23 protein-coding genes are annotated in these 25,374 nt (G+C 49.8%); 14 read left to right on the plus strand and 9 right to left on the minus strand.

The window, feature by feature from the left end:
• Nucleotides 1-63 precede the first annotated feature (63 nt).
• The 9 genes from NYR02_RS00770 (at nucleotide 64) to NYR02_RS00810 (ending at nucleotide 9,417) form a co-directional block, all read left to right on the plus strand.
• Nucleotides 64-594 (plus strand): S24 family peptidase, encoded by a 531-nt coding sequence (locus NYR02_RS00770; protein WP_260974487.1) that lies wholly within the window; start codon nucleotides 64-66, stop codon nucleotides 592-594.
• A 43-nt stretch (nucleotides 595-637) separates the two neighbouring features.
• Nucleotides 638-1,993 (plus strand): SIR2 family protein, encoded by a 1,356-nt coding sequence (locus NYR02_RS00775; RefSeq protein ID WP_260974488.1) that lies wholly within the window; start codon nucleotides 638-640, stop codon nucleotides 1,991-1,993.
• 26 nt (nucleotides 1,994-2,019) lie between these two features.
• Nucleotides 2,020-2,829, plus strand: a complete 810-nt coding sequence (locus NYR02_RS00780; RefSeq protein ID WP_260974489.1) for an HNH endonuclease — start codon at nucleotides 2,020-2,022, stop codon at nucleotides 2,827-2,829.
• Nucleotides 2,830-2,851: 22 nt separating this feature from the next.
• Complete coding sequence (locus NYR02_RS00785) at nucleotides 2,852-3,286, plus strand: hypothetical protein (RefSeq protein WP_260974490.1); 435 nt, start codon at nucleotides 2,852-2,854, stop codon at nucleotides 3,284-3,286.
• Between the two features lie 49 nt (nucleotides 3,287-3,335).
• Nucleotides 3,336-4,664 carry a hypothetical protein gene (locus NYR02_RS00790; RefSeq protein WP_260974491.1) on the plus strand — a complete coding sequence of 443 codons (1,329 nt, stop codon included), beginning with the start codon at nucleotides 3,336-3,338 and terminating at the stop codon, nucleotides 4,662-4,664.
• Nucleotides 4,642-5,829, plus strand: a complete 1,188-nt coding sequence (locus NYR02_RS00795) for a tyrosine-type recombinase/integrase (protein ID WP_260974492.1) — start codon at nucleotides 4,642-4,644, stop codon at nucleotides 5,827-5,829. Before NYR02_RS00790 ends, NYR02_RS00795 begins: the two co-directional genes overlap by 23 nt.
• A 1-nt stretch (nucleotide 5,830) precedes the next feature.
• Complete coding sequence (locus NYR02_RS00800; protein WP_260974493.1) at nucleotides 5,831-6,877, plus strand: hypothetical protein; 1,047 nt, start codon at nucleotides 5,831-5,833, stop codon at nucleotides 6,875-6,877.
• Nucleotides 6,878-6,969: 92 nt separating this feature from the next.
• Nucleotides 6,970-8,331, plus strand: a complete 1,362-nt coding sequence (locus NYR02_RS00805; protein ID WP_260974494.1) for a hypothetical protein — start codon at nucleotides 6,970-6,972, stop codon at nucleotides 8,329-8,331.
• Between the two features lie 228 nt (nucleotides 8,332-8,559).
• Entirely contained in the window at nucleotides 8,560-9,417 is an 858-nt protein-coding gene (locus NYR02_RS00810) for an LEA/WHy family protein (RefSeq protein WP_260974495.1), read from the plus strand.
• A 3-nt stretch (nucleotides 9,418-9,420) separates the two neighbouring features.
• On the opposite strand, the gene NYR02_RS00815 is transcribed toward NYR02_RS00810, so the two are convergent.
• From NYR02_RS00815 to NYR02_RS00825, 3 genes are read right to left on the minus strand one after another with little or no spacing between them, the layout of a single operon-like run.
• Nucleotides 9,421-9,897 carry a hypothetical protein gene (locus NYR02_RS00815; protein WP_260974496.1) on the minus strand — a complete coding sequence of 159 codons (477 nt, stop codon included), beginning with the start codon at nucleotides 9,895-9,897 and terminating at the stop codon, nucleotides 9,421-9,423.
• Entirely contained in the window at nucleotides 9,894-10,604 is a 711-nt protein-coding gene (locus NYR02_RS00820; RefSeq protein ID WP_260974497.1) for an OmpA/MotB family protein, read from the minus strand. The genes NYR02_RS00815 and NYR02_RS00820 overlap by 4 nt, the downstream gene beginning before the upstream one ends.
• Entirely contained in the window at nucleotides 10,597-11,835 is a 1,239-nt protein-coding gene (locus tag NYR02_RS00825) for a hypothetical protein (RefSeq protein ID WP_260974498.1), read from the minus strand. The genes NYR02_RS00820 and NYR02_RS00825 overlap by 8 nt, the downstream gene beginning before the upstream one ends.
• 414 nt (nucleotides 11,836-12,249) lie before the next feature.
• Here NYR02_RS00825 and NYR02_RS00830 point away from each other — a divergent pair, with 414 nt between their 5' ends.
• From NYR02_RS00830 to NYR02_RS00840, 3 genes are read left to right on the plus strand one after another with little or no spacing between them, the layout of a single operon-like run.
• A complete protein-coding gene (locus tag NYR02_RS00830; RefSeq protein ID WP_260974499.1) occupies nucleotides 12,250-12,570 on the plus strand; it encodes a YbjQ family protein in 321 nt (106 codons plus the stop codon).
• The gene (locus NYR02_RS00835; protein WP_260974500.1) at nucleotides 12,570-13,025 is read left to right on the plus strand and encodes a YbjQ family protein; all 456 of its coding nucleotides are present in this window, start codon (nucleotides 12,570-12,572) and stop codon (nucleotides 13,023-13,025) included. The genes NYR02_RS00830 and NYR02_RS00835 overlap by 1 nt, the downstream gene beginning before the upstream one ends.
• A gap of 1 nt (nucleotide 13,026) precedes the next feature.
• A complete protein-coding gene (locus NYR02_RS00840; RefSeq protein WP_260974501.1) occupies nucleotides 13,027-13,965 on the plus strand; it encodes a M48 family metallopeptidase in 939 nt (312 codons plus the stop codon).
• 45 nt (nucleotides 13,966-14,010) lie between these two features.
• Here the strand turns inward: NYR02_RS00840 and trxB are convergent, their stop codons facing one another.
• Nucleotides 14,011-14,964, minus strand: coding sequence for a thioredoxin-disulfide reductase (gene trxB, locus NYR02_RS00845; RefSeq protein ID WP_260974502.1), 954 nt, complete (start codon nucleotides 14,962-14,964; stop codon nucleotides 14,011-14,013).
• 476 nt (nucleotides 14,965-15,440) lie between these two features.
• Here trxB and NYR02_RS00850 point away from each other — a divergent pair, with 476 nt between their 5' ends.
• On the plus strand, nucleotides 15,441-16,154 hold the full coding sequence (locus tag NYR02_RS00850) for a cyclic di-GMP-binding domain-containing protein, MshE-related (RefSeq protein WP_260974503.1): 714 nt from the start codon (nucleotides 15,441-15,443) through the stop codon (nucleotides 16,152-16,154).
• A gap of 73 nt (nucleotides 16,155-16,227) precedes the next feature.
• Here the strand turns inward: NYR02_RS00850 and NYR02_RS00855 are convergent, their stop codons facing one another.
• From NYR02_RS00855 to NYR02_RS00875, 5 genes are all read right to left on the minus strand, one after another.
• Entirely contained in the window at nucleotides 16,228-17,895 is a 1,668-nt protein-coding gene (locus tag NYR02_RS00855; protein WP_260974504.1) for a DUF2586 domain-containing protein, read from the minus strand.
• Nucleotides 17,896-18,011: 116 nt separating this feature from the next.
• Nucleotides 18,012-19,559 carry a hypothetical protein gene (locus tag NYR02_RS00860; protein ID WP_260974505.1) on the minus strand — a complete coding sequence of 516 codons (1,548 nt, stop codon included), beginning with the start codon at nucleotides 19,557-19,559 and terminating at the stop codon, nucleotides 18,012-18,014.
• A gap of 275 nt (nucleotides 19,560-19,834) precedes the next feature.
• Nucleotides 19,835-21,961, minus strand: a complete 2,127-nt coding sequence (locus NYR02_RS00865; protein WP_260974506.1) for a TRAP transporter large permease subunit — start codon at nucleotides 21,959-21,961, stop codon at nucleotides 19,835-19,837.
• A gap of 93 nt (nucleotides 21,962-22,054) precedes the next feature.
• Nucleotides 22,055-23,047: a putative solute-binding protein gene (locus NYR02_RS00870; RefSeq protein ID WP_260974507.1), complete on the minus strand. Its 993-nt coding sequence runs from the start codon at nucleotides 23,045-23,047 to the stop codon at nucleotides 22,055-22,057.
• A gap of 2 nt (nucleotides 23,048-23,049) precedes the next feature.
• Nucleotides 23,050-24,060, minus strand: a complete 1,011-nt coding sequence (locus tag NYR02_RS00875) for a hypothetical protein (protein WP_260974508.1) — start codon at nucleotides 24,058-24,060, stop codon at nucleotides 23,050-23,052.
• Between the two features lie 191 nt (nucleotides 24,061-24,251).
• Here NYR02_RS00875 and NYR02_RS00880 point away from each other — a divergent pair, with 191 nt between their 5' ends.
• A complete protein-coding gene (locus tag NYR02_RS00880; RefSeq protein WP_260974509.1) occupies nucleotides 24,252-25,157 on the plus strand; it encodes a hypothetical protein in 906 nt (301 codons plus the stop codon).
• The last annotated feature ends 217 nt before the right edge of the window (nucleotides 25,158-25,374 follow it).

Below are 25,374 nucleotides of genomic sequence, written 5' to 3' on the forward strand. Positions count from 1 at the left end.
GAAACAACGCGCGAAAACTTGCTGAAAATCTGCGAAGTAGCTGGTGTTAACCTCATTTGGCTGATGACTGGCCAAGGCTTGATGTATGCCGATGGCACAGCAGAGCCAGCCATTAAGGCTCCAGCTAAAGCAACCACCAAGACAGCATCTGCAGACAGCCTTTCAGACCGCTATGCGCTGATCCCGCTTTACAACGTATCGGCCGCCGCCGGACACGGTGCTGTGGTTGAACATGAAGAAGTGGTGGACTCTTTGGCGTTTAAACGCGAGTGGATCAGCCAGACACTGGACGCAACACCGGCAGACCTCTACCTGATCAACGTGCAGGGCGAATCCATGACCCCTACCCTGCACCCAGGTGACGTAATACTGGTGGACCGCCGCAACGGCGAGAACATCACCACCGACGGCATCTACGTTATCCGCATGGGTGACAGCCTGCTGGTAAAACGCATTCAGCGCCTGCCCGGCCAAAAACTGCGCATCAGCTCAGACAACCCGGCCTACCAGCCCTTCGAACTGAAAATTGACGAAGCCGCCAGCGATGAGCTGGCCATCATCGGCCGTGTGGTGTGGTCGGGAAGACGGATGTAAGTCTCGGAATAAACTTAGACATTACACGTTAAAGGGATTAACAATGAATTACGACGAATATAGAAGATTAATTCAAGACGATCTTGAAGCTTGCCTCGATGCCATGGGGGTACAGCCTATTCTGTTTTTTGGATCAGGCATGTCACAACGCTATATTGGAACCCCAACATGGTATGGCCTTCTAGAAATACTCGCTGCCACCTGCCCAAAAATAGACAAGAAGATAGCTTACTATAAGCAAAAGCATGACGACCCTATAAAAATTGGCACCGAGTTCTCTGAACTCATACGGGAATGGGCATGGGAAGAGCAAGAGAAATTTCCTCAGGAATTATTCGAAGGCAATCAACCTTCGAACATTTACATTAAACATATAGTTTCAGAAATCTTTCAAGACAGCTCTACAACAGCTGAAGCACAAACACGCCTACAGAAATACGAAAATGAAATACGAATTCTTAAAAGTATAAACCCATATGCGATAATCACCACTAACTATGATTCGTTTCTAGAAAATACGTTCCCAGATTACGCCCCCATCATTGGCCAAGAGATACTAAGGGCAAATTACGCATCAGTTGGAGAAATAATTAAAATTCACGGCTGCAGCTCATCCCCTAGGAGCCTAGTACTAACAAGCCAGGATTACGAGGATTTTGGATTAAAGAAAAAGTATCTTAGTGCAAAGCTTCTTACATTTTTTGCAGAACACCCCCTTATAATTCTTGGGTATAGCGCTCAAGACCCGAACATTAGAACAATACTTTCTGACATAGATGAAATCTTGGCACCAGAACACGAACTCATTCCAAACATATATTTAGTTGAATGGGATGAGAATGCAGAAAACACTGGCCAGCATGCTTTAGAAAAATTGATCCCCATCGACCATGAAAAGAGTGTCAGGGTAAAAAGCATTAAAGCTAACTCCTTTGATTGGATATATGAAACATTATCCTCAAATGAAGCAATTAGACAGATAAATCCTAAGCTTTTAAGATCTGTTTTAGCCAGAACTTACAAGCTTGTAAGACATGACATACCTAAGAAAACCATAGAAGTAGACTTCCAGATACTAGAGCACGCCGTATCTACCGACGATGAATTCGCAAAGTTATACGGAATTACAACATTAGACGATCCATCATCCATAAACGCAACCTACCCTTACTCCTTAAGTAACGTTGCAAAAGAACTTGGCTTTAACTACTGGCACTTTGCGAATGAAATCATTAAAAAATTAGAAGAAATACACGGTAAAAATCTTAAGAGTAGTGACAACAAGTATCATATTGCAATCAAGTCAGGAGAGAAAATTCAAGCACACAAGTACTCTCAGGCAGCTGTAGATTTATTCCGAAAAGTCATGCAAGGCGAAGAATACACATTCGACATATAACACTCCCACAGGACACAAACCTGTAAATGCACACAGTAATTACAGAAAACGACGAATCAATCTGGGAAGACCAAACCGGTTTTCTGTACCACTTTCCTAAGCGGTATAGAAAATATTTAACCCCAGGTACAGAGGTCATCTACTACAAGGGGAAAATCAAGAAGGCCGAGTTCCGTGACAAACGCCTCTCTGATGACCCCCACTACTTTGCCAAAGCCGTCATCGGAAAAGTATATCCAGACAAACAAAGCGCTAAAGGTGATTTTTTTGCCACAATTGAAGGCTACGCTTCGTTTAATATTCCGGTCCTAGCCAAACAGAATGAAGAATTCCTAGAAGTAATCCCAGATTCACAGAGAAGCAACTACTGGCGCAATGGTGTTCGGGAAATAACAAGAGAGACTTACAACCTAATTCTTTCTCACATAAAGCCAGAGCAAATTTCAGAACAAGAAGCCATCTATAACGATGGCGACTATAACGACACAGAAATCAGTCTTGAATCTGGCAGCGAAGGGACAGAGAAGAAGCAATACGTTACAGTTTACGAACGCGATCCTAAGTACCGGAAACAGGCTATAGCCATACACGGCACGAACTGTGCGGCTTGCGGCTTCAATTTCGGACAGTTCTATGGCGATTATGCAGATGGATTTATACACATTCACCATATAAACCCAGTTTCAGAGTTTGATACTCCGAAGGCTATCAACCCAGAAAAAGACCTGATTCCACTATGTGCAAATTGCCATTCTGTAATCCATAGGAAAAAATCTAATACGCTTACCATTCAAGAGTTGGTCCACATGATTAACCAACAGGTACGCACAGACTAACCAAACAAGGAAAGGACTCCTTATGAAAAAACTAACCCTGCTACTGCCATTCATCGCACTCACCGCGTGCCAGACAACAATTGAAGAACCTGTAAAGCTGGAATTCCTCGCCTACGAGCCAACCTTCACAGAAGAGCCTAACCTGTACTTTCTGCTGAAAGGCAATCCCGGCAACTTCTGCCGGATCGGTGTAGACAGCAAAAAGTTTGAAGCCGGCGAACAGCTCAAGTCAGATGCAACAAGCGACCGCTTCGCACAGATCGACTGCACCTGGAACGGCAAACTCTACGAACTGCAGGGCGAAGACAGCCACCTGACAGTAATCAGCCAAACCGCTGGAAACATCAAATCGCTCACGGTTACCAGCCAACTGGAAGAACTGGGCAGCGCATTAGACAACACGCTGTCACTGAACCAAACCGTCCCACTGCCGAATGCCATCAGCTGGCAGGAATAGACCAAGAAACAAGAACAGCAGGCTCCAGCTAAACGGGGCCTGCGACAATATGAGAATTAAAAAAGAAATGACCCGCATCAATGAACTATTAGGAAAAGCAATCGTAATTATCAAAGGGAAACCAATTTCCGAAGATTCGAACCTAATCACCTTCAGGCCACTGATAGCTCTTACCGCAGTATTCGTGCTATTGGAAATATACTATTTTTTCGCAATATGCTACCCCATTGAATCCACAAATATAAAAGCAGCATACACTGCTCTTAAAGAACACAAGTTCATATATGAAATCGGCGGGGTTTATCTGGCCCTTGTCGCATTCTTCACTGCTTGGCACAGATCGTTAGTAACAAGCTTTCAAAGCTCACTACAGGTCTCAACAAAAAACATTACTAATTACTTCTCCATGTCGAAGTATATATCTGACAACATAGATAGATTCAGCGAAGAATCTCAAGATCCATTTAGCTTCAAAATAAAGCCAAAAGACGGATTCGGACCGATAATTCAATACCTATTCCAAGCTCCTGAAAATGGTCTATTCACACTAAACCAAGCACTACACAGAGATGTTAAAATTTTCATACAGTCAGCCGAGAAGGTCATAAACGAATCTAACTTCAAAGAAGACACAAACGCATTCAAGAAAAACTACTCAGACCTGACCGACAATGAAAAGTCTATATTGAAGGAAAATCGAAAATTTTTAGAGACATTTGAAATTTACGATTTAAAAGAGACGCATGAAAGCAGAGAAAGAATTGACGAAATATTATCAAGATGCAACCTAATAGATAATATTCCGAGAAATAAAATATCAAAACTTCATTTCGAAATAATAGAAAGTGAAACCGATGGTATATTTAAAGTATTTAAAGCCGCATGCATCTACAGTCACTTCCTGGTAACTTTAAGCTTGATAGCAAATTCACTACCAATATCAAAGCATGAAAAAGAACCGATTATTAGTACACTGAATTATCTAAAAGAATTTCTGGAAGAAATTAGGATCCCATTAGACATCAGAACTGAAGAAATAAGAAGAATAACAAAAGACAATGTTGATACCGATTTAGTCACGATAAAAAGACTAATCGCATTCGCATACGAAAGCAAAGAGTACATTCCTATTATCGATGAAAGTGCATTAATGAGAATATCCAAAGCTAAAAATATTAACCAGATGATAAATTATGACGATTGTGAAAAGCTAATACACATACTTGCAATGGGAATCTGCAAAAAGAGCAATAATACTCGGATAGATATTACCCAATTTCATACATTCAATCCGGAAAAGCCGAATTGTATTTTTGATATATGGAAAAGATGCTATCAAAAAAATGAGGCAACCGATGCGCCAGTTAATCAGCTTTGATAAGCAAGGCAACCTAATCGGCGAGTTTCCGCACGATCCACTGGCCGGTTTTCAGGCTAGTCGCCGTGGGCTGCGCCGTCGTTTGATGAACGCCGACGAAGTGGCAAGCATGACGCCTGAACGCGCTCTGCAGATTGCCCAGCAGCGTTACGACGTAAAAGAAAAGGAAATCCGCGAGGCAGCATTCATTGTCGATGAGAAGCAACGCCAGCGGGAATACCGCAAGAAAAACATCAGTCTGTCTGATGCTGCAAAGTCTTGGCTTGAGCATGTAAAAGTAACCAATAGCCCCCGCACATTAAAATACTACAGCCACAGTATCGCGCTCTATGTTAAGCATGTTGGCGATCACCGCTTACGTGATTTCAGCCGGGACCACAACATTGCCTTCATAGAGCAGCTTCAGAATCTTTCGGGTGGTAAAGCAGGCGGTCTTCTATCGGTTAACACTCAGCATATGCACCTGCGCCACCTGAACAACTTTCTGCGTTGGGCATACGATAACGAGTTAATAGATAAGCGCCACAACCTGAAAAAGCCAAAGCTTCCGCAGAAAGATATGGAAGTCTTCAGCGTTGATCAGCTCCGGATTTTAAAGAATCACCTTCTGAAGAAGATAGAATCCGCTGAACCAGGCAGGCCAACGGTAAATGCCGTAAACCTTTACCGTGCCTTCATGCTGGCAACAAACTCACTGATGCGTATTGGCCCAATTGCTCACCTGCCACTGGATGCGATAGACATGCAGGGGATGTTCATCAGAATACGAGACGTGCCAGAACGGGACTGGAAAAACAAAGGCAGCAAATGGCCGAACAAACCTATCAGCCAACGCTTTTACGAATACCTGGAGAGCGATCTGGCAAACAGAAACCCTGCTGAGTTCTGGTTTCTTGATGATGGAACAGGGAAACCCTGGTATGCCCATACTGACAACATCAGCCGCGCAATGAGCGAAGCCATAGCCGAGTGCGGCCTACCAAAGGTAAAACCCTTTCACTGGGCAATGCGCGCCGCCATGATCACCTGGCTACTCAACAACGGCGAAAGCCCGCAGAAGGTCCAACAACTCGCGGACCATGCGGACATCCAAACCACTATGAAATACTACAACACCCGCGAAGCCAGCCAGCGGGATGCTGTAGAAAGACTGCCGGAGATTTAACATGAAGAGAAAAGAGTTTTACGAATTATTAGATAATGCTTCTAATATTTTGGATCAAATATTGAAGGCCATGGAAAATTATGATGGTTTCAACGAGGGAACATATACAATTGGAGACGCAGAAACGATTCTTCAAAATGTCAGGCTTTACTTCAGATCTGTAAAACGCAGAATTGAGGCTCATGATAAATTAAGATCAATTAGTGATCAGCTTTCATTGGAAGCCGATGTTGAAGAACTATACTCAGTATCCATGGCAATATACATCGCAAATAACATCAACCATGACTACAAAGATTCCTTGAAACAAAAGAATTTCATAGACGCAATACTAAGCCATTTCATGGATATATTATTCATTGGAATCTCAGTAAACCCTGAAGAAAGTGACAACCCCTACATCGTATCGACAATAGCCATTTTCCTGAAAAAGAACCAGCTAAACGATGCTGAATTAAAACAAGAGATAAACTCAGCCAATCTTATTATAAAATCTCTAGATAAAAAGACTAAATCGTTATCAGATGAAATCAATAAGATACTTAGCGACAATGAAAACATTCGAGCACTAACATCAGAGTTAACTGAGCGATACTTTTCTTCCGAGTTTGCAGACAGGGCTAAAAAATCATTTTACTGGGTATTATTCTGGGGTGGCTGTTCATTTTTATTTCTAGCATTAACAGCATACACATTGTATTTTCAATATGACATATCCAACTTATATGTAAACCCTTCACCAACAACACATCTACCCTTCTTCACAAAAGGTATACCATTAGCATTAATGACTTTTTTCCTCTTCCGACAATATATTAAGGAAAGAAACATAATGGAAGAATATAAATTTAAGTCAATATTAGCTATTACCATGAATCCAATGAAGGATCAGATAACCAATCCGGACGTTAGGGATAATATCACCGACAGACTAACCAAAATGCTCTATAGATCACCACTGGATCATATATATCGGAATAAAACATCTGATGATATGCCATCGATCAAAGATGTCTTGAATTTGATTTCAAAAAGGAATGTCGAGTAACAGAGTCCTGTTAACAGCGCATCACCATAACTAGCAGAGAATGTCCTACAGCAATTATCAGGACAAATAGAGACACTACGGAGTAGTTAAGAATGGCCCCAACAATATCCATACCACAAGGGATTTTGTTCGTTTTAGTTCTGATGTCAGTCATAGGTATAGTCGCACTATTCCTGTCTCTTTCATCAGCATTTAAGGCTAATAGCCTTCCATCATTTCAGCTCGCTGTTCGCTTCAAAGATTTAATGAAGAACAGAATCCACGAAGGTAAACAGCAAATCTACCACTACGGACCCTTTAAGTGGTGGCTTTTAATTACGATTTTAATTGAAATTCCACTTGTGGCTCTATTTATATTTCAAACCCCCTCCAATGCTTACACCTTTCCTTTTGAATGGTATCAAGCATTCAAAAACAGTGGCTTACCATTTGACATTCTCGCTGCATCTCTGGCAATAGGCGCTGTAGTAATTGCCATTCATCGTTCAGAATTATCACAAATAAGTCATGAAAGAGACACTCAGAACGATATGATTTCAAATTTCTATTCAATTCGAAATCACCTAAAAGAAGAGCTTAAAGAGTTTAGATCACCAATAAACAAGGCTAGTAGCGATCCATCAATATTGTTCAGCGCAGCACAACATGGCAACTACCACCCTCATGCAACTATATATGATAAAGAGAAAATATTTTCAGGAAAAATTCAAGTCTACGGCGAAGAATTTAACGAGCAAATCAAGGAAGACAACCAATTAATAAAAATATGTTACCAGACCCCAAAAAACATTTCTTTAGATAACCCAAAGGTCGAATATTTATACAAAAAATACCGTCATCTATTTATCTTAAAAAATCCACACTCAGATGGTCAAGATAGCATATACAGGGATGTTTTTTCATTCCCTCAAATACTGTCTTCTGGATATGAATTATATACTCCCGAGCTAATGCATACGCATTCATATTTCAAACCTTTGATATTTCTAAATGCAGCAAAAACTGTTATTGAAATGATAAGAATAGCATCCCAATCCTGCTTATCCCTACCCTTAGAATCTAGTGCTCTGTCGCGGTGGAGCATGGTTCACTCTAAATGCACTGTTGATGAAATAATGGTGGAATTCGGGCTGCATTCATATAAAGACTGTGAAACTAAAAAACTTGGCAGCATATTTATGTATCTATCTTACAAGCTTGGTGAATTACCAGAGCACTCATCGCTCCTTCCAGGTCTCGTAGCCGAGTATGTGGATAACTTTCTAGTTGATATAGCAAGGGATACTACCGAGCAAATTGATGATGAATTGTTTGATTACTACGTGCGCTTTTACCAACTCACATCTGCACAGACACAACTAGATATCATCACTTCAAACATATCACTAAGTGAAAGGATCAGACTACGATTAAGCATTGATTCCAACCACAACGAGAAATTTGTTCCACTGTAAAACTCAGCACGGTTCTGCCATTCGTGTCAAAACAGTGTCAAAAACTAAAGCGTCCATATAAATTGCTTATATTTCAATAACTTAATTAAAATTAACCACCGCCTCCTAAGCGGACGATCGGGGTTCGAGTCCCTGTGGGGAGGCCATCTGCACCTCAATTTTTCCCGCCAGACATCCCATTTAAAGCCCGGACAGCGTGTTACACTGCGACCTGATGACCGGAGATAGATGATGAAAAACCAAACCCGCTTCCCCTTACTGCTCATTTTAATGACCCTGCTGCTGACTGGCTGCAGTAATCTGCAGAACATGGCCAAAGCACAGAAGCCTCAGGCGCAGATTTCATCGGTAACCGTCAGTCAACTGTCCTTAACAGAGGTTACTCTGCTGGCTAAAGTGACAGTTAAAAACCCTAATCCCATTAAGCTGCCGGGGGTTGGCCTGACACTGGATCTTAATATTGGTGACAAAAAGATCGTAACCGTTGTGCAGCCCGACAGCAGTATTTCGTTGCCTGCGAAAGGCAGTCGTGACATCACTTTGCCGGTTACACTTAAATTTACCGATTTATATAGAACGGTGTCGGGCATTAAAGATACATCATCCGTTGCTTATGAAATAACCGGGCGCATTAACATGAAGGTGCCGTTACTGGGTGACGTCAGCCTGCCTCTGAGCCACAAAGATACACTGCCGATTCCGCAGTTACCGGATGTCAGTCTGCAAAAAATCAGCGTACAGGAAGCCAGTTTCACCCGCCTGCGTCTGACGGTCGATATTGCCATCAGCAATCCGAATTCTTTTGCGCTGAATATAAACACGCTGAATTATCAATTATCGGCTGCCGGAAAAACCCTGACCAGCAGCAGCATTAAACCGCTGAAGCTGAATACAGGTGAGCGTAAAACGCTGTCGGTACCGTTGTCACTGAGTTTGTCTGAGGCAGGCAGCAGCGTGCTGCGCTTGCTGACCGGAAAAGCCGCTGTCACGTACACACTGAACGGAGAAATGGGAATTGCACCGGATTTAAAGGCGTGGAACCCCAAACCGCTGACGTTTAAATCGGAGAAAAGCCTGAGCCTTTAACGCTCAGGTAATAGGATAAAACGGATATTCCTGTTTAAACAGCTCCAGCGAGAATTGCTCCCGGATCTGTTCAGAGAACTCTGCGCGCCGTAAGCGGCGTGCATCCACGCCCTGATATTGCAGCACAGACAAACACTCAAGGCATACGCCTTCGGCCTTTTTAGCCGACAGCGCTCCGGTGCCAATCTGTAAACGATCCTGATGATGGCGCAACGCCTGCACTTTCTGACAATAGGCAAGATGATAATCCTGCTCATAAAACAACCAGACCCGGGTATTTTTAAAGGCCAGGGTTTTATCTTTCAGAATACGCAATGCCTGACCTTCGGTGCTCAGCATACCGCTGTCGAGCGCTTCACGTTCGGCGTACGTCAGTTGGCGCGCCGGATCGAATAATTCAAAATGCCCCAACTCGTCAGCGCCCATGCGCTTGCGCAAATGGTTGAAGCTTTCATCCTGGTAAAAATCGGCTATTTTCACGGTAAGACCCGATCCAGAATCGTCGCGATACGACCTTCGGCGTCGGTGCGCACACGAAACTCCACCCGACGCGAACGTTCGTCATTTTCTACCCCATTATCGTCCCGTACAACTTTGGCCGATGACAGTCCATTCGCCGTAAGATGGGATTTAAGCCAGTCTTTATTGGTGCTGACATCGGCTAGTTCGAGTACAAACCCCAATGCCGAACGCGTGCGCTTCTGCGATAAATCCATATTGCGGATATAAGCATCATCTTCACTCAGCGCACCATACCAGGCACTGGACGTGTGCCCTTCGATACGCACTTCAAGAATATCGTCGCGGTATGTTTCGCGGGTAATAATACCGATATAGCGCGGAAAAAAATCGGCCAGAATCGACTGAAACTCCGGCTTAAGATCCGCAGCACCTTTATCAAACAAGACTTCAGTATTGTTAAAGCGGAAGGTCAGATCTTTATCCAGCTCGGCTCCCCAGCGCTGCATATCGTCAGCAAATTCGCTTTTTAAATCTTCGTACAACTGCACCCGCAGGTGATCATACAGAATCGCCACATCACGGATTTTATCGCGTTCCTGCTCGACATTAATCATGAACACAATGGAGATCAGCATAAATACCATCATCAGGCCGGCCATTAAATCAGATACGGCAACCCAATGACCTTCCTGCTCTTTCAGCTGTTCCAGTTCATTTTCATTCATCGATCTGTTCTGCCATTTTCACCAGTCGTTGCAGTTTATCGGTCAGTGGTGAGTAATCACTGACAAACTTTTCCGACAATGCCGTGAGCTGCATACCAAAGGATTTCAGTGCTTTGTTCAGTTCTTCTTCCATGCTTTCATCAAGCACAACGACCTGACGCTCAACCCGCTCTCCAATCCGCTGTAACTGCTGCAGACTCTGCTGCTGCTGATCCTGTAAACGCTGCCCGCTGTCAGTCAGGTTCTGCTGTAATTGCTGCTCAATGCTTTGCTGCATTTTGCCCAGTTCTTCTACTGCCCAGCGCTGCTGCATCTGTACCGCATCGGCCATGCCTTGCGTCAGTGCGACCACGCGGTCTTCGAGTTTTGGTAAACCGTCTGCGGCGTGATTAACCAGATCCGCCAGACTGCCCAGCTGTGATTGCAGATTAGAACGCTGCGCTTCCAGGCCATTAAGCAAGTCCTGCAGCGACTCAGAAATACCATTAAAAGCATTCGCATGCTTCACCATGTACTCAAACGCCTGACTGGCTTCCTGCATGGAACCCGACGTACGCTCCTGTTCGGTAATCAGGGTATTTAATTGGTCTTTGTAATTTTGCTGCCATTCCAGCATGGCAATAACCGATTGGTTCAGGCGTTTAAAATTGTCGCCGTACTGCTCATTAATTTTGGTATTAAACTCGCGCATAACGGCTTCAATCGCCTGAACCAGCGCTTTGGCGTTCGCTTCGGCCATGCGTTCCTGATAACTGTCGAGGGCGCCGATCACCTGATTCATGCGTTCCAGAGTCTGCAGATGCTGACGCTGCAACAGATGCTGCAGGCCGTTTTCCTGCTCTGGGTTCATTTGATCGGCGATGTGTTTCAGCGAGGCGTCCAGGTCATCAATCGTCGCGACACGGGTCTGATTCACTTCACGCCGTCCGGTCTGTGCCAGCGCCGCGCGGATCTTAAGCGTCAGGGCGCCCAGCAGTCCCACAATAGAAGACCAGAATGCGGTTTTCAGGCCATCCATCAGTTTCGGCACACTGCCCTGAATATCGGTGGTGTCGAAGTGCCATAAGCCCAGTGCAACCCCGAGGAATGTCCCGAAAATACCGATGCTGGTGAGAATATTGGGGGCAATTTCAGCGGTGCGGTTGGAATAGCGATAAAAATGGAAGAACAAGGACAACGCCGCAATCGCGATCATCAGCCCTAAGGTCCATCCGGAAAACTGCTCCATCATGAGTATCTGCTCTCTGGCCAGAGTGAGGTTTATTCCCAACAAGTCTAGTTCATGTTGATTGTTTTGCTTCCCGGCTATAAAAACCACCAGGGACCCTCTGAAGAACTCGTTACCCGCTCTGGATTGCGGGGTGTTTCTGAATCACGAAGCCGGATTGCAGGCCTGACGGGTCAAGTCAAAAATAGGCGACGAAGAGTCAGGGACACCCCGCAATCCCTAATGGGCGCGGCCTGCAGCCCACCAGAAAGGTGTTGGCGAATTTGAAAAGGACGCGTCATTTCGCTGCATTCGCCGCCTTGTTCTGAAGAGCTGCGGGACTCGCGCAGAGCTGTGCAGAGTTATTCAGAGTATCCCTATATTCCCTTTTTACATTACGCAGGGCTTAATAAGGCCTTTCTGAAACAAGGAATCAGTATGCTGATCAGCAATATGGAAGTCGTGCCGGGTAAAAAGATCACCACGCACCTGGGACTGGTGCAGGGCAGCACGGTACGCGCCAAACACGCAGGCCGTGACATTATGGCCGGACTGAAGAATATTTTTGGTGGTGAACTCAAAGGTTACACCGAGCTATTGTCCGAATCCCGCGATGAGGCTCTGCAACGCCTGAGCGAACAGGCCCGCACGTTAGGGGCGAATGCCGTCATCAATGTGCGCTTTTCGACCTCATCCATTGCCGCCGGCGCCTCAGAAATATTCGTCTACGGTACAGCGGTCATTGTGGAGGATCGCTGATGGGTCAGTTGCTTGTTTTTCTGACGCTGCTGGCGCTGGGCTACGGTTTTGGCCGGCTGGCAGAATCCCGCCACTATCGCAGCATTATTGCCCGTGAGGATGCGCTGCGCAGTTTACTGGTCATGCCTGACCGCATGCCGCCGATTCATTTTCAGAACCATGGCAGCACACTGGTTACCGGCTCTGTGGTGATCTCGGTGGATTACTTTAAAACCGTAGCCGCAGGCTTGCGTGGCTTGTTTGGTGGACGCGTTGGCGCCTATGAAAGTCTGCTCGACCGAGCCCGCCGCGAAGCCATTCTGCGTATGCAGGAAGACGCCAGAAATCTCGGAGCCGAAGCCGTGTTTAACCTCAAATTCGAGACCAGCCGTATCGCTCAAAATGCCGGTCAGGGCTTAGGGTCGGTGGAAGTACTGGCTTATGGCACCGCGTTGATTCCTGTTCACGGACGCTGAAATGAGCGTCCCGCGCCCACGCATATCCACCGGCTCCGGCTTGCCACCAGGCAACCCTCGCCTGCCGGAGCATATTAATAATCGTAACGAACATCCGTTAAAAGACTTCCTGTTGCTGGCTGGCGCACTGCTGGCCCTGATGTTTGTGCTGACGTTACTGCTGGGCTGGGGCGCACAGTGGCTGGGGCCAAAAATCCCTTATTCCTGGGAGAGTCGTTGGTTCGCCGCAACACCCGATGCCATTGCCACCGCTCTGCCGCCGCAAACCGACAGCGGGTCAGCGCTCACAGAAAGCGCAAAAGATCGCCAACAAGCACTGCAACAACTGCTGGAGCGACTGCTCAGCCAACAAAGCTCACCATTAAAAGTCAGGCTGCACTGGTTAGCGCATGAAGACACACCCAACGCTTTTGCCACCCTCGGCGGTCATATCTTCGTGACCCGCGGCCTGTTAACCCAGGTGTCGTCAGAAAATGCGCTGGCCATGGTACTGGCGCATGAATACGCCCACGTAGAGCAACGCCACCCGATAACGCTGGCACTGGAACAACTGGCGATCTCGTTACTGGGCAGCGTAATCGGCGGTGAAGGTGCCGCCAGCCTGATTGGCCAGCACACCAGCCTGCTGACGCTGTTAAGTTTCAGCCGGGATATGGAACGCAGCGCCGATCAGCGCGCGCTTGAGATATTGCAGCGCCATTATGGCCACAGTTTGGGCGCGGATGAATTCTTCCGCAATATGCTGGCCGAGCGCGACGAGAACCGCTGGGCGCTGATGTTCCAGACCCACCCATTAACCAGCGAACGCCTGCAACAAATCAGCCAGGCCGGTTCAGCCGCCGCGTCTGTAACTACCAGCCAACCGACGCCACTGCCCACACTGCTGCAATTAAATGACGGAGCTGGCAGCAAAGAACCAGATCAGATTACGCAGCCATAAAAAAACCGGCCGAAGCCGGGTTTTTATACGATCAGAAGTTAAAAATTACTTCAGGTTATCCAGATAACGCTCCGCATCCAGTGCCGCCATACAGCCGGTACCGGCGGAGGTAATGGCCTGACGATAAATGTGGTCGGACACATCACCGGCCGCAAATACGCCTTCGACGCTGGTCTGGGTCGCATTACCATTACTGCCGCTCTGTACCACCAGATAGCCGTCTTTCATTTCCAGCTGACCTTCGAAAATACCGGTGTTTGGTGAATGACCGATGGCTACGAAGATACCTTCCAGGTCGATGTTCTGGGTAGCGCCGGTTTCACGGTTTTTGATACGCATCCCGGTTACGCCCATGTCATCACCCAGCACCTCGTCCAGCTCGCTGTTCCAGTGAATCGTCACGTTACCGTTAGCCGCTTTATCCATCAGTTTATCGGCCAGGATTTTCTCTGAGCGGAAACCTTCACGACGGTGAATCACCACCACCTCAGAAGCGATGTTCGACAGGTACAGCGCTTCTTCCACGGCGGTGTTACCACCACCAATCACGGCGACGCGTTTTTTGCGGTAGAAGAAACCATCACAGGTCGCACAGGCAGAAACACCTTTGCCTTTGAAAGCTTCTTCACTGTCCAGACCCAGATACTTGGCGCTGGCGCCAGTAGCAATAATCAGCGCATCACAGGTGTATTCACCGCTGTCACCTTTCAGACGGAAAGGACGCTGCTGCACATCCACTTCGCTGATCTGGTCAAAAACAATTTCGGTTTCAAAACGCTCGGCATGGGCTTTCATACGCTCCATCAGCTCTGGTCCCTGAACGCCCATAGCGTCGCCTGGCCAGTTGTCGACTTCGGTGGTTGTGGTCAGCTGACCACCCATCTGCATGCCGGTGATGATCACCGGGTTCAGGTTAGCGCGCGCGGCGTAAACCGCAGCGGTGTAACCGGCAGGGCCGGAACCCAGAATCAATAACTTTACGTGGCGTGCTGCGCTCATGCTGATGCGTCTCCAATATCAGTATTCGATGTTCAATGGTGGGCCATTATAGGGAGCAATGCGGCCGGGATAAATCAATGGACGATTTAAATGCCCGATACAGAGTGTTTACCTGACCACGATAACCCTACTGTTGCAGACCAGCCACGACAATTGCACGCAGAGTAGCGGTAAAGAGCCCCTGGGTTAAATAAATATTGTCAATGTCCTGATCCATCCTGCCTATCGCCAGCCCGATCTCCGGCAGCGCTGTTAATCGTGTCTATACTCGCACTATGGGGGAAGGCGCCAACCTCTCCCGATAACGTTCAGTTACAATTTGGCCTGCTTTTGTATTTTTGTTGTATATCAATAAGTTACAGAGGCCACCTGATACGAAACACGTTTCCGTCAAAGTCCTTTTGTTGTTCCGCCTGAGTCACTGGGGCAGCATATCGGGGTACGGAATAACAAGAACCCATAAAAGGTCGGCTAGTATGCAAAAGCGCCAGGAAATACAGCAACGTTCACGCTTGGGCACCCTGCTCATTCATAAAGGCATGATCACCCGCCAGCAACTGGATGAAGCCCTCACCCTGCAGGCCCAAAGTGGTATGCGTCTTGGTGAAGTGCTGGTCAACAACGGTTGGTTAACCGAACGTCAGCTCAGCAAAGCACTGAAGAAACAATCCCGTTATCGTCTGATTGCCGCCATCAGTGCCGTATTACTTGGTCCGATTCAGCCGTTTATGGCTAACGCTAATGCCGCCGTCGATGACAACACCGCCATTGCTGAGCAGCAGATTACAGAGCGCAGCGGCATGCAAATGATGTCAGACAGTGCAATGTCTGACATTACCGCTCAGGGCGCCATGACCAACTACGAGCGCCTGCTCGATATCGTGAATACCGATCTTGGCAGCGATGATGACGCCGCGATCACCACACTGGAAACACTGGCCTCCTCGTTAATTCCAGGTACCAATCTGCTGGATGCCGATATGGAAGTCTCCGGTGTTCAATACGAAGCCGGTCCGCGCACAACGATTAATGCCGACGGTTCACTGCAGGTGCAAATGCCCACCAGCATTAAACAGATTGCCTTCCGCAATGTCAGGGTTGCTGGCTCGGAAGGCCAGCATATGGGCGATGTGATTATCCGTGACATCAGCTTTGGTGCTGGCACCAGCGTAAAAATTCAGCTGCGCTGATAACAAGCAGAGCAACAAAAAACGCCGCATCTGCGGCGTTTTTTTATGGCAATCAGGCTACGCAGGGCAACCGTCAGCGGGAAAGAAACTGTTGAATCAGCCTGGCTTTGTCGGCGTCAGCGCTACGACTGGCAAGGGTATCGAGCTGATTGCGCTGCACCTGACTGAGTTTACTGACATCCAGATTCGCCAGAATGGTCTGGTTCACCAGATTGGATGATTCCCCCTGCAGGTGTTCCAGCAGCAGTGGGTAATGTTGCGGATTACGGCTTAACGTCATCCCGGCAGCATAACGCTCACGACTGGAGGATGAAGCCAGATGCGCAATAATATCGCCATCCAGATTCGTCAGCCCGCCGTTGTTGGCGGCCATAATGGCCGATGCCGCCTGCGGCCCGTCCATGCGTTCACTCAACAGCTGACTCAACTGCTGTTGCTGGCTGCGGCTGTCCGTGCCCTGACGCTCAAGCTGACGCACCATACTGCCCATATTGATCAGCGCATTAGCCTGCACATTAACGCTTTCCTGGGCGTTACGCGCTAACGAATCCAGAGCCGAATACGCCCGCGGCGTAACCCGACCATTGCCTGACAGCGCTACCATTAAACGTACTTTCTGCATGTCTGCCGCTTCACCGGCGCCCTGTGGTAACGCCTGCAGCACATCAAGCATAAAATCTTCTGCTTCCGGCCGACCGGTAATACCGAGGGCGAAAATCAGATCACGCCCCGCTTCATCGCTGAGTTCTGGCCCCACCCCCTGTAAAGCCTCCGCCAGTTCGTAGGGCGACAGATGATCCAGCAGATATTCCGCCGCACGGATCAGGCGCGCGCTGTTACGCTCTTCGGCGAATCCGGCAAACACCGACCACATATCCTCAGCAGATGTCACCGGCGCGGCAAAATCAGCCGTACTGACCTGACGCATCTGCCAGCGCTGCGTTGCATTGGCACTGGCGCTGAAAACATAACGGCTCAGATCGGCATACAGCGGAATCCCTTCGGCCTGAAGGCGGAATTCAATAAAGCCCTGCTGGCCTGCAATCTGTAACGCCTGACGCTCGGTGGAGACCAGCTGCTGCGGCAAGCAACCACCATCGCTGACAATACGCCAGTCGCTGCGATGAGCATCAAAATCACGGCTGAGCAACGATAAGCCGGTACCGGTGCTGAATACTGCCCGCTCGGTTGCCGACGGCGTATGGCGGTAACGGTATAAACGCTGTAATGAATCGTAGGCGTAACGGTAAGTTTCTCCCTCCTTGCCCACCGACAACCCTTTCAGTAACTGACTGATCACCGCCAACGGATGCTGCTCCATCAAGCCGAGATCATTAAACGCCACAAACACAGCGCCCTGACCACTTTCTACCCGGCTGAGGTACGGCAGGTCTGGCAATGCCTCTGCACCGTCGCCTTCATCGACGCGGATATCCGTAGCCACAGCGCGGATCAGATCCGCATTGGCCTGCTGTAACTGCGTACGGAAACTCAGACTGGAGGCATACACCGGCTGTCCATTCAGACGCGACTGAACTTCCACCCGCACCCGGTAAGCCGCATTCAGCGCACTGCCGGCTGCACAATTCAGCGGCATTGAGGCCTGACCACTCTGCAGATCAGCGGCACTGACAAAAGCCGGCGGTTTGGTCGGCAAGCTCTGCACATACAAATAAAACCCCGCGCCCGCTAATATCAGCAAAGCGACCAGAGACAACAGTATTCGGATCAACCAACGCATCAGAACCGGCACTCCATAACAACAAACTCATTCGGCAAAGCAAAAGGCCCTTCACAGGAAGGGCCTCAGGATTCGTTTATAAAAGACCGCTTATAAACGTCTGTAAAACACGCGGATCAGAAGGCAACCGGACGGCTGGCTTCTTTATCGAACAGCGTTTTATCTTCGTGGTAACCGTCCCACTGCACATCGGCATTATCACCGAAGGCATTGGTTTCGATACCGAAGACACGCAGGAACGTATCGACATAACCCCGGCCGGAAGACAGCAGGCTGTGCAGCGATTCCTGCTTGTACATTTCATAGCCTTCCGTGCCATTACGCAGGCCTTCTTCCAGCTGATATGGCATGGCCAGTTCCAGCACCCAGACTTTGAATTCGGCGCCCAGCTGCAGCAGATCCGGAATAAAGCTGAGAATACTGGTCACGCGCAGATATGCTTCCGCCGACAGCCACAGATCCATACCCGGAGTGACCGCCAGTGCGGTGCTGTTGGCATGCTGCTTACCATCGATCATCAGCGGTGGCAGACTGCGGTCAACCACCGAGGTCAGCGTCGCATCGGTGCTCATGGTGCTGCCCACGGTGCCGTACACACGGAACGGGATCAGCTCATACACAGACACGCTCATAATACCCAGATCCACACCGGCCATATTGTGCAGCACACTGTCGAACATGCGCGTGCTGGCTTTTACCGTCACGCTGGGCTTGAAATTCAGTGACGCTTTTGCAACCACACCATCATCTTCACAGCCAGCCTGAGCAGAGAAATCCAGCACTACCGTCTGTGCCAGACTGGGCACAAACCAGGCACCACTGCTGACCGAATCAGAGATCGCATTCACAATCGCATCACCGGCTGCATCCACAGCCAGACCGCCAATGCTTACCGGATCAGGGACTGGCAGACCGAAGGCACCTTCAACCGCTTCCAGACCACAGACGATCGGCGCAAACGACATATCGGTCTTCAGCTGTGGCTGCTGACCTTCCGGCACCACAATGCCGCTTTCACCGAGATTCGCCAATATTTCGGCCTGCTGTGCATCCGCCTGCTGGCGTATACGCCCGGCACTGTCGTTATTGGCAAAACGGCCAAAACACAGCGGGCCAACACCGGTAAAGGTATCAGCGCAAGGCTCGTAGCACAGACCGGCTTCGTTCACAGAACCTGACGCACACTGCATAGCAATGCGTGGCTGAACCCAGGACTGCTTGGCACGGGTTTCCGGTAACCAGCCCCACTTGGTACACAGGGCACCGCCATCTGACCAGCCTTGCGGACATTGCTCCCAGCACACGCCGGCCACTGAATCAAAGCCCGCCGGGCATTGCTCAGCACACAGACCGGCATTGGCGTCGTAGCCAGCCGGACAGGTATTGGGGATGGTGCCGACACCACGGTTGTAGCTCCATTCAAAGAAGCTTGCCTGTACATCGGCAACGGTGGTGTTAATGGCCGATTCAACCGCACCGAACACATCCGCGGTTACCGACAGGAACGTATCCCCATCGCTGCCCTGGCCGGTGACTGTTTGAATATTGATAGGGAATTGCACACCAGCATCGGCATCAGCCGCCAGCGTCATCGTTTCGGTCGCCGCCTGAACAGTCATAGCTGCCAGGAACAGCGGAGCCAGCAAACAGCGGATCCATTTCATTGTTATTATCCTCAGGTGAGAGCGCCTGAGATTAGACAATACTGGAACCATAGTACAGCGTGAAAAGTGAACGATTCGGGCCGATGTGGTACTCAATTGCCAACTGGCCTGAAGAGCCACCTGAAGCGCAGAATCAGATGACAAAAGCGCGACTGACAGATGAATTCTTCATGGCTGTTTACTGCCGGATTATCTGACCTGCACAGACACAAGAGGATAAAAAAACGGGAGCTGTTGCTCCCGTTCTTCTGTTCTTGATTGTTTACAACTCGCCCTCAGTCGTAACCAATAGCCAGCGGCACAAAGGCAACAATAGTCAGGGCAATGGCCATGGTGGTCAGCGGCAGAAGAATCCGCTCGTGACGATACCAGAAGCTCATACCGGCGCTTTCTTCTTTCGCCAGCCGAACCTCTTCTTCCCCGACCACCTGCCTCGTCAGCAAGTGGTTGAGCGCCACCGGCGGTGTGAGATACCCCAGCTCAAAGGCCACCAGCGTAACCATCCAGAAATGCACCGGATTAATACCACTGTCGTAGGCAATAGTGGCAATGGTGGCACTGACCAGAATCACTGCACCGTACGGGTCCATCACCATACCGATGACCACCAGAATGGCGACCAGCAGCGCCATCGCCACCCAGATCGATTCAAAACTGGTTGGCACCATGCTCATCAGTTCGGCACGCTCAACCACCCCACCGATACTCACCGACAAGCCCATCAGCATCAGCAGTGCACCGATATGACCAGTCGTTTCGGTGGTCGCTTCGCGGATGGTTTTTTCGATGGAATCGTTACCACGGCGCAGATCACTCCAGGATTGCTCCAGACGGTTTTCGACGTATTCAATATTCAGATTTTCGCGTTTCAGCGCCGCTTTTTCCTGCCCCAGACGCTCATAGATCAGAATCACCAGCAGCAGCACCGGCAGAATAAACGGTGCAGAAAACTCATCCAGATAAGCGTTCAGAGCAACCGCATAAATAATCAGCGTAATGCCGATAATAAAGACATAAGGAACCAGCGGTTTCAGGGCCTGTAAAAACTGCGGAAAAACATTATCCGGAGTATCCAGGCGCATCGGTCCCTGACGAGTCGCCAGCGCCATCAGTGCAAACAGCAGCGTGGTCAGGAAGAATACTTTCACGCCCCAGCCAAACAACTGATCGGTGGTCACTTCATTATTCAGTGCCGCAATAATGACCACCAGCAGACAAGGACGCAGAACCACACCCAATGAACCCGACATCGCCGTGGCTGCCAGTGACAACTGACGACGGGCACCGGCGCGGCGCATTTCGTTATAAATCAGGCCGCCAACGGCGATCACGAAAATCCCTGAAGCACCGGTATAAGCGGTCGGGATCGCAGCCACGGCAACCACCGCCACCGCCAGCATTTCCGGTGGCAGATTGAATGGGCGGAACAGATTAAAAACCACCTGAGCCAGCTCGGTGCGCTTCAGCAGCATACCAATCCACACATACAGACCGACATTCAGGAACAGCTGCGACAGTTCCATCATTTGGTTCAGGTAAATACCAATACCAGCACTGTGTCCGGCGGAAATAAAATAGACACCGGAAATAATGCACATGGTGGCATACAGCGGTACGGCCAGCTGTGCTTTCAGGAAGCTGCCGCCGGGCTTGGCGTCTTTCGGAATAAACAGAAACTGATACAGACTCAGCAGCAGAATAAAGGCAAAACCCACAATCCACAGATGATGCAGAATGCTGTGCTGGGTGGTGACTTCCACACCGGCCGAAAACGCCACTTCACGGAAGCTGTAAACCGAGTAAAACAGAATCGCACTGGCCAGCAGTTGTGCACCGGAAGCGACGCGGTAATCCATCGCCGTTTCCATGGGGCGCAGAGCAATATGGTGTCGACGGAACAGCGCGGTCAGGCCACAAATCAGTACCAGCACCGCCAGCATAATGCGCTGGGCACTTAAGCCAAATTCACCGAACTCAGCCACGCTTAATTCAATCGCACGAAACACCCGTACGGCCGGTGTTACCCGGTCAACGGTACTTTCATACAGTGCATGTTTCTGCAGGCACTGTTCCTGCGCCGCCAACAACGACTGACGCATAACCGCCGGATCGGCGGGCTCTTCTTCAAATAAATCCCACTCATCATCCTGCTGAGCATTGGCTTCCGCCACCAGACGCGCCAGCTGCGCATCAATATCCATGGTTGGGTTACAGGAAGGCAGCACCGGGTCGGTACGCAACTGGAAATACCCATCCCAAACACCCTCACCTAATTGCAGCAATTGAGCATGCAACGCGTGACTACTGTTCAGGATGACAACAAATACCAACACCAGAAATGCGGGTAACGCGGCGAGCCATTCGTACGCCGTGCGGTTGCCTACACGTACTGTCTGCTCCATGGATGAATACCTCTGAAAATTACTGCTGCCGGCGCGCAGGGTATCCGCAACCGCAGATCCGGACGGAGCCGCGGTGTTGCCGGCTGTTTATTGTTATTCGAGTTTTTCTACACACTCAGCGGCGGCTGGCGTTTCAGCACAGCGCAGCTTGCGCATAAGACGCAGCATATTGGCGTCATAAACACCCTCATCACGCAAAGAGATACGTACATTGCGCAGCATCTGATTGTATTTGTCGTGATCATCCTTGCTCAGATCAACCCAGTATTTCGGATCAATTTCAGCGGTGTCTTTATCGATAAAGCCGCGCATACGATCAAATACGCTGGCGATTTTCAGGCGAGATTTCTGGCCGAAATCGGCAGGGAAACGATCCTTGTGCAAAATCAGCTGGAAATCCAGATACGCCAGATTAAAACGCAGGATGCCGCCTTTTGTGCCCAGACCTTTGTACATTTCCAGCGGCTTATAAGCGACCGCCGGTGCATAAGCGGCATCGACACTGCCATTATTAAACTTGCCGGAGAAATTCGCCGAGTTAGACGGCACCACCGATGCACCGACATGATTAACCAGCTTCATCGACGGCTCATCATATTCAATGGTGGCGATACGCTTACCCGACAGTTCTTCCACAGAATCGACCGTACGGTCACGTAGGAACAGATATATCGGACCCGCCGGCAGAATGCCTGCCACTTCGTAACGGCCCTCGGTCATAAACTTTGCCGCTTTTGGTGAGGCTATGGTATTCACCAGAGTACGCATCACGTCATCGCTCGGCACACCACCAATCGCTTCTACTGTGGCGGTGAATTTATTAAACGGACGTGCACGCGCGCCGGTCATCAGCACCGCGTCACACTGCTCAGCTTTAAAATCATCCACCGCGATTTTTTCGTCGGTATACGCGCGCAGATGAAAATCAACGCCCCACTCCAGCGCAATGGTGCTGTAGTCCTTGGTCATGCCGTAAATAGACCCATTGGCACCCAGTGGGTCGTACACACAGAAGGTACGTTTTTCCAGCTCAGCCCAGGCCAGTTGACTGGCGCTCAGTGCGATCAGCAGTAATGCCCGCAACATACTCAATCCTCCAACAAATCGTCGATGTCCAGGGTGTTCGCTTTTGGCTGAACATCGTCCCAGAACGTACCCAGACCACCGGTTGGTGTGCGCGCACCGGTTGCTTCCGTCCACAGACGGTCGGATACCGCCGTAATCTGACGGCTGGCCATAATATCCATCATGCGGTAATCCGGATTGCTCGAAGTGGTCTTCAGCGACGCAGCATGGCGGCGGATAGCATCACGCAGCTGCTCGGTGTTGCCAGAACCGTCGGCAATCACCACTTCGATGGCATGGGCCATACGCACGCCAGAGGCAGTGGCAATACGGCTGGCGTTAGCCATTTCCTGCCATGGATCGGTGCCCTTCGGCGCGGTATCCGGCATCATCACCCAGATACCGGCCTGTAACGCCTGCGGCAGGCCCCACCAGCGCACGTTATCCACACACTGCAGACCACGTACGGCTTTCATGGCGATGTCTTTCGGTACGTTAACGCTGCTCTGTGAACGCAGATCACTCATCACCGACTGCATGCCAGCGATAGAACCCAGGACCCAATACACTTCTTCGCTTTCACTCAGGTCCGGGCACTCGTCACCCGGCTCACCGAATTCGGCCACCATGTGCTGATACGCCATGTACTGACGGCTGGCGGCGACGGCAAAGGCACGCTTCTCACGAATACGCGCATCTTTGGCTTCGGCAATGTTCTGGCTTTTGAAGGCGCGCACATAGGTCAGTGCTTCTTCGTGGGCTTTTTCTTCCGCACAGGAGCCGGACATCATGTACATGGTCACGGCGGCGCGGTCAGGTGGGAAGGTTAATTCAGAGAACGACATCAGCGTCGGTGCCATGGCGGTTGTCATGCCACAGGCCATCTCCGGGTCGCTGCTTTTCATGGTATAGGGAATCGCATACTCTTCGGTGTAATCGTATGCAAACCAGCCGGTTGTTTTGTAGATCATACTGCAGCCGGACATGCTGCTGATCGCCAGCACCGCCAGCGTAATACGCGCAAGGAAAGACATGACGCCCCCATTTCTGATGAGTAATTTTTTTTATTCTGTTCAGGATGGCAGCCATCCTGATGGGTCTTACCTTCGTGTCTGGCACAGGTTAAGCCCGGTCCCAGTCTAACGCTTAAGCCACATAAAAGCTTGGCCCAGCCGCCACCGGGCCCGCGACAATAGAGTCAATCCAGGGTCTTAGAAAGGTTAAAATGCGCCAACAGCCAGCCTCACCGCAGCGTCAGAATCGTACCCAAAACAGCCCTGTAGCGGCCTCTGAACACACAGATGCACTGCAGCAACTGCTCGACCAGCATTTCGCGCTGGCCGGACAACGGGTGGATGCGGTCTATCGACGCCACTTCGCTCCGGCCAGAGCGGTTTTTGCCCGCCACTGGCGTCACCGCCGTGACATTCCCGGTGATCTGCTGGCCCTGCCGCGCACCTTACTGGGCCTGCTGCACCGCCGTCCGGGTGGCATTGCCAGCCCGAGTGGAAAGCAACAGGAAATGCGCCGCATTCTGGAGCAGGAACTGCTCGATCTGCCCGCTCTTGAAGCCAGCCTGCAGCATTACTGTGAACAGATCATTGAGCACTACCGCCTGGATCTTGCAGATCAGCCAACCCTGACCCCGGCGCAACGGCAGGAATTTGAGCATTATGTTGAGCATCAGCTGGTGCGCCTGCATCTGCCCAGCGAAGGACTGCGCGAAGGTATGCTGGCTCTGACCATCATGCTGACCGGCCGCTTACTGGGAGATAAAGCCATGCTCAGCAGTGCCGCCAGTCTGGGCGGCACCGTTGCCGGCAGTGTGTATCTGGGTCAACAGGGTTGGTGGGGGGCTTTCTGGGCCAGCTGGTTTGGCGTACCGGCCTGGGTCAGCTGGGTCGGTATTGGCAGCGGCGTACTCTCTGCTCTGTTGCTGTCGCCACTACTGGCACCGGGAGTTGAATGGGGCATGAACCGCCTGCGCGCGCGCCGGGTACTGCAACAAACGGTGCAGCAGGCAAAGGAGAAGCTGACCAGCAAAGACGGTGTTCTGTTGGCCAGTCGTCTCGGCGTTTATCTGCAGCTATTGCCCGATCTGGCGCAGTTTCTGGCGCGGCTGAAAAGCTGAATGGAATGCCAGCATCAGGTCAGACCGTTGATCATTGCCGACAAAGTGCTGTCATAAAACAAACACTTGGCAAGAAGTCTGCGTAACGCCATAGTAACTGAAGGCGTGTTTTTGCGGCCGCATGAGTGATACACACTCCGTGGCCGCAGAGCGTACCGATCACCCACGGAGGGAGGGTAAGTTGCTACCCGAGAGCAGTATCAACCTGCCAGGATAT

It is taken from the genome of Thalassolituus pacificus (assembly GCF_025318105.1).
Classification (GTDB): Bacteria; Pseudomonadota; Gammaproteobacteria; order Pseudomonadales; family Oceanobacteraceae; genus Venatoribacter; species Venatoribacter pacificus.

Coding starts and splice junctions, on each gene's coding strand:
- NYR02_RS00770 (WP_260974487.1), top strand. CDS start 64: ATGACTGGCCAAGGCTTGATGTATGCCGATGGCACAGCAGAGCCAGCC.
- NYR02_RS00775 (WP_260974488.1), top strand. CDS start 638: ATGAATTACGACGAATATAGAAGATTAATTCAAGACGATCTTGAAGCT.
- NYR02_RS00780 (WP_260974489.1), top strand. CDS start 2,020: ATGCACACAGTAATTACAGAAAACGACGAATCAATCTGGGAAGACCAA.
- NYR02_RS00785 (WP_260974490.1), top strand. CDS start 2,852: ATGAAAAAACTAACCCTGCTACTGCCATTCATCGCACTCACCGCGTGC.
- NYR02_RS00790 (WP_260974491.1), top strand. CDS start 3,336: ATGAGAATTAAAAAAGAAATGACCCGCATCAATGAACTATTAGGAAAA.
- NYR02_RS00795 (WP_260974492.1), top strand. CDS start 4,642: ATGCGCCAGTTAATCAGCTTTGATAAGCAAGGCAACCTAATCGGCGAG.
- NYR02_RS00800 (WP_260974493.1), top strand. CDS start 5,831: ATGAAGAGAAAAGAGTTTTACGAATTATTAGATAATGCTTCTAATATT.
- NYR02_RS00805 (WP_260974494.1), top strand. CDS start 6,970: ATGGCCCCAACAATATCCATACCACAAGGGATTTTGTTCGTTTTAGTT.
- NYR02_RS00810 (WP_260974495.1), top strand. CDS start 8,560: ATGATGAAAAACCAAACCCGCTTCCCCTTACTGCTCATTTTAATGACC.
- NYR02_RS00820 (WP_260974497.1), bottom strand. CDS start 10,604: ATGAATGAAAATGAACTGGAACAGCTGAAAGAGCAGGAAGGTCATTGG.
- NYR02_RS00825 (WP_260974498.1), bottom strand. CDS start 11,835: ATGATGGAGCAGTTTTCCGGATGGACCTTAGGGCTGATGATCGCGATT.
- NYR02_RS00830 (WP_260974499.1), top strand. CDS start 12,250: ATGCTGATCAGCAATATGGAAGTCGTGCCGGGTAAAAAGATCACCACG.
- NYR02_RS00835 (WP_260974500.1), top strand. CDS start 12,570: ATGGGTCAGTTGCTTGTTTTTCTGACGCTGCTGGCGCTGGGCTACGGT.
- NYR02_RS00840 (WP_260974501.1), top strand. CDS start 13,027: ATGAGCGTCCCGCGCCCACGCATATCCACCGGCTCCGGCTTGCCACCA.
- trxB (WP_260974502.1), bottom strand. CDS start 14,964: ATGAGCGCAGCACGCCACGTAAAGTTATTGATTCTGGGTTCCGGCCCT.
- NYR02_RS00850 (WP_260974503.1), top strand. CDS start 15,441: ATGCAAAAGCGCCAGGAAATACAGCAACGTTCACGCTTGGGCACCCTG.
- NYR02_RS00855 (WP_260974504.1), bottom strand. CDS start 17,895: ATGCGTTGGTTGATCCGAATACTGTTGTCTCTGGTCGCTTTGCTGATA.
- NYR02_RS00860 (WP_260974505.1), bottom strand. CDS start 19,559: ATGAAATGGATCCGCTGTTTGCTGGCTCCGCTGTTCCTGGCAGCTATG.
- NYR02_RS00865 (WP_260974506.1), bottom strand. CDS start 21,961: ATGGAGCAGACAGTACGTGTAGGCAACCGCACGGCGTACGAATGGCTC.
- NYR02_RS00870 (WP_260974507.1), bottom strand. CDS start 23,047: ATGTTGCGGGCATTACTGCTGATCGCACTGAGCGCCAGTCAACTGGCC.
- NYR02_RS00875 (WP_260974508.1), bottom strand. CDS start 24,060: ATGTCTTTCCTTGCGCGTATTACGCTGGCGGTGCTGGCGATCAGCAGC.
- NYR02_RS00880 (WP_260974509.1), top strand. CDS start 24,252: ATGCGCCAACAGCCAGCCTCACCGCAGCGTCAGAATCGTACCCAAAAC.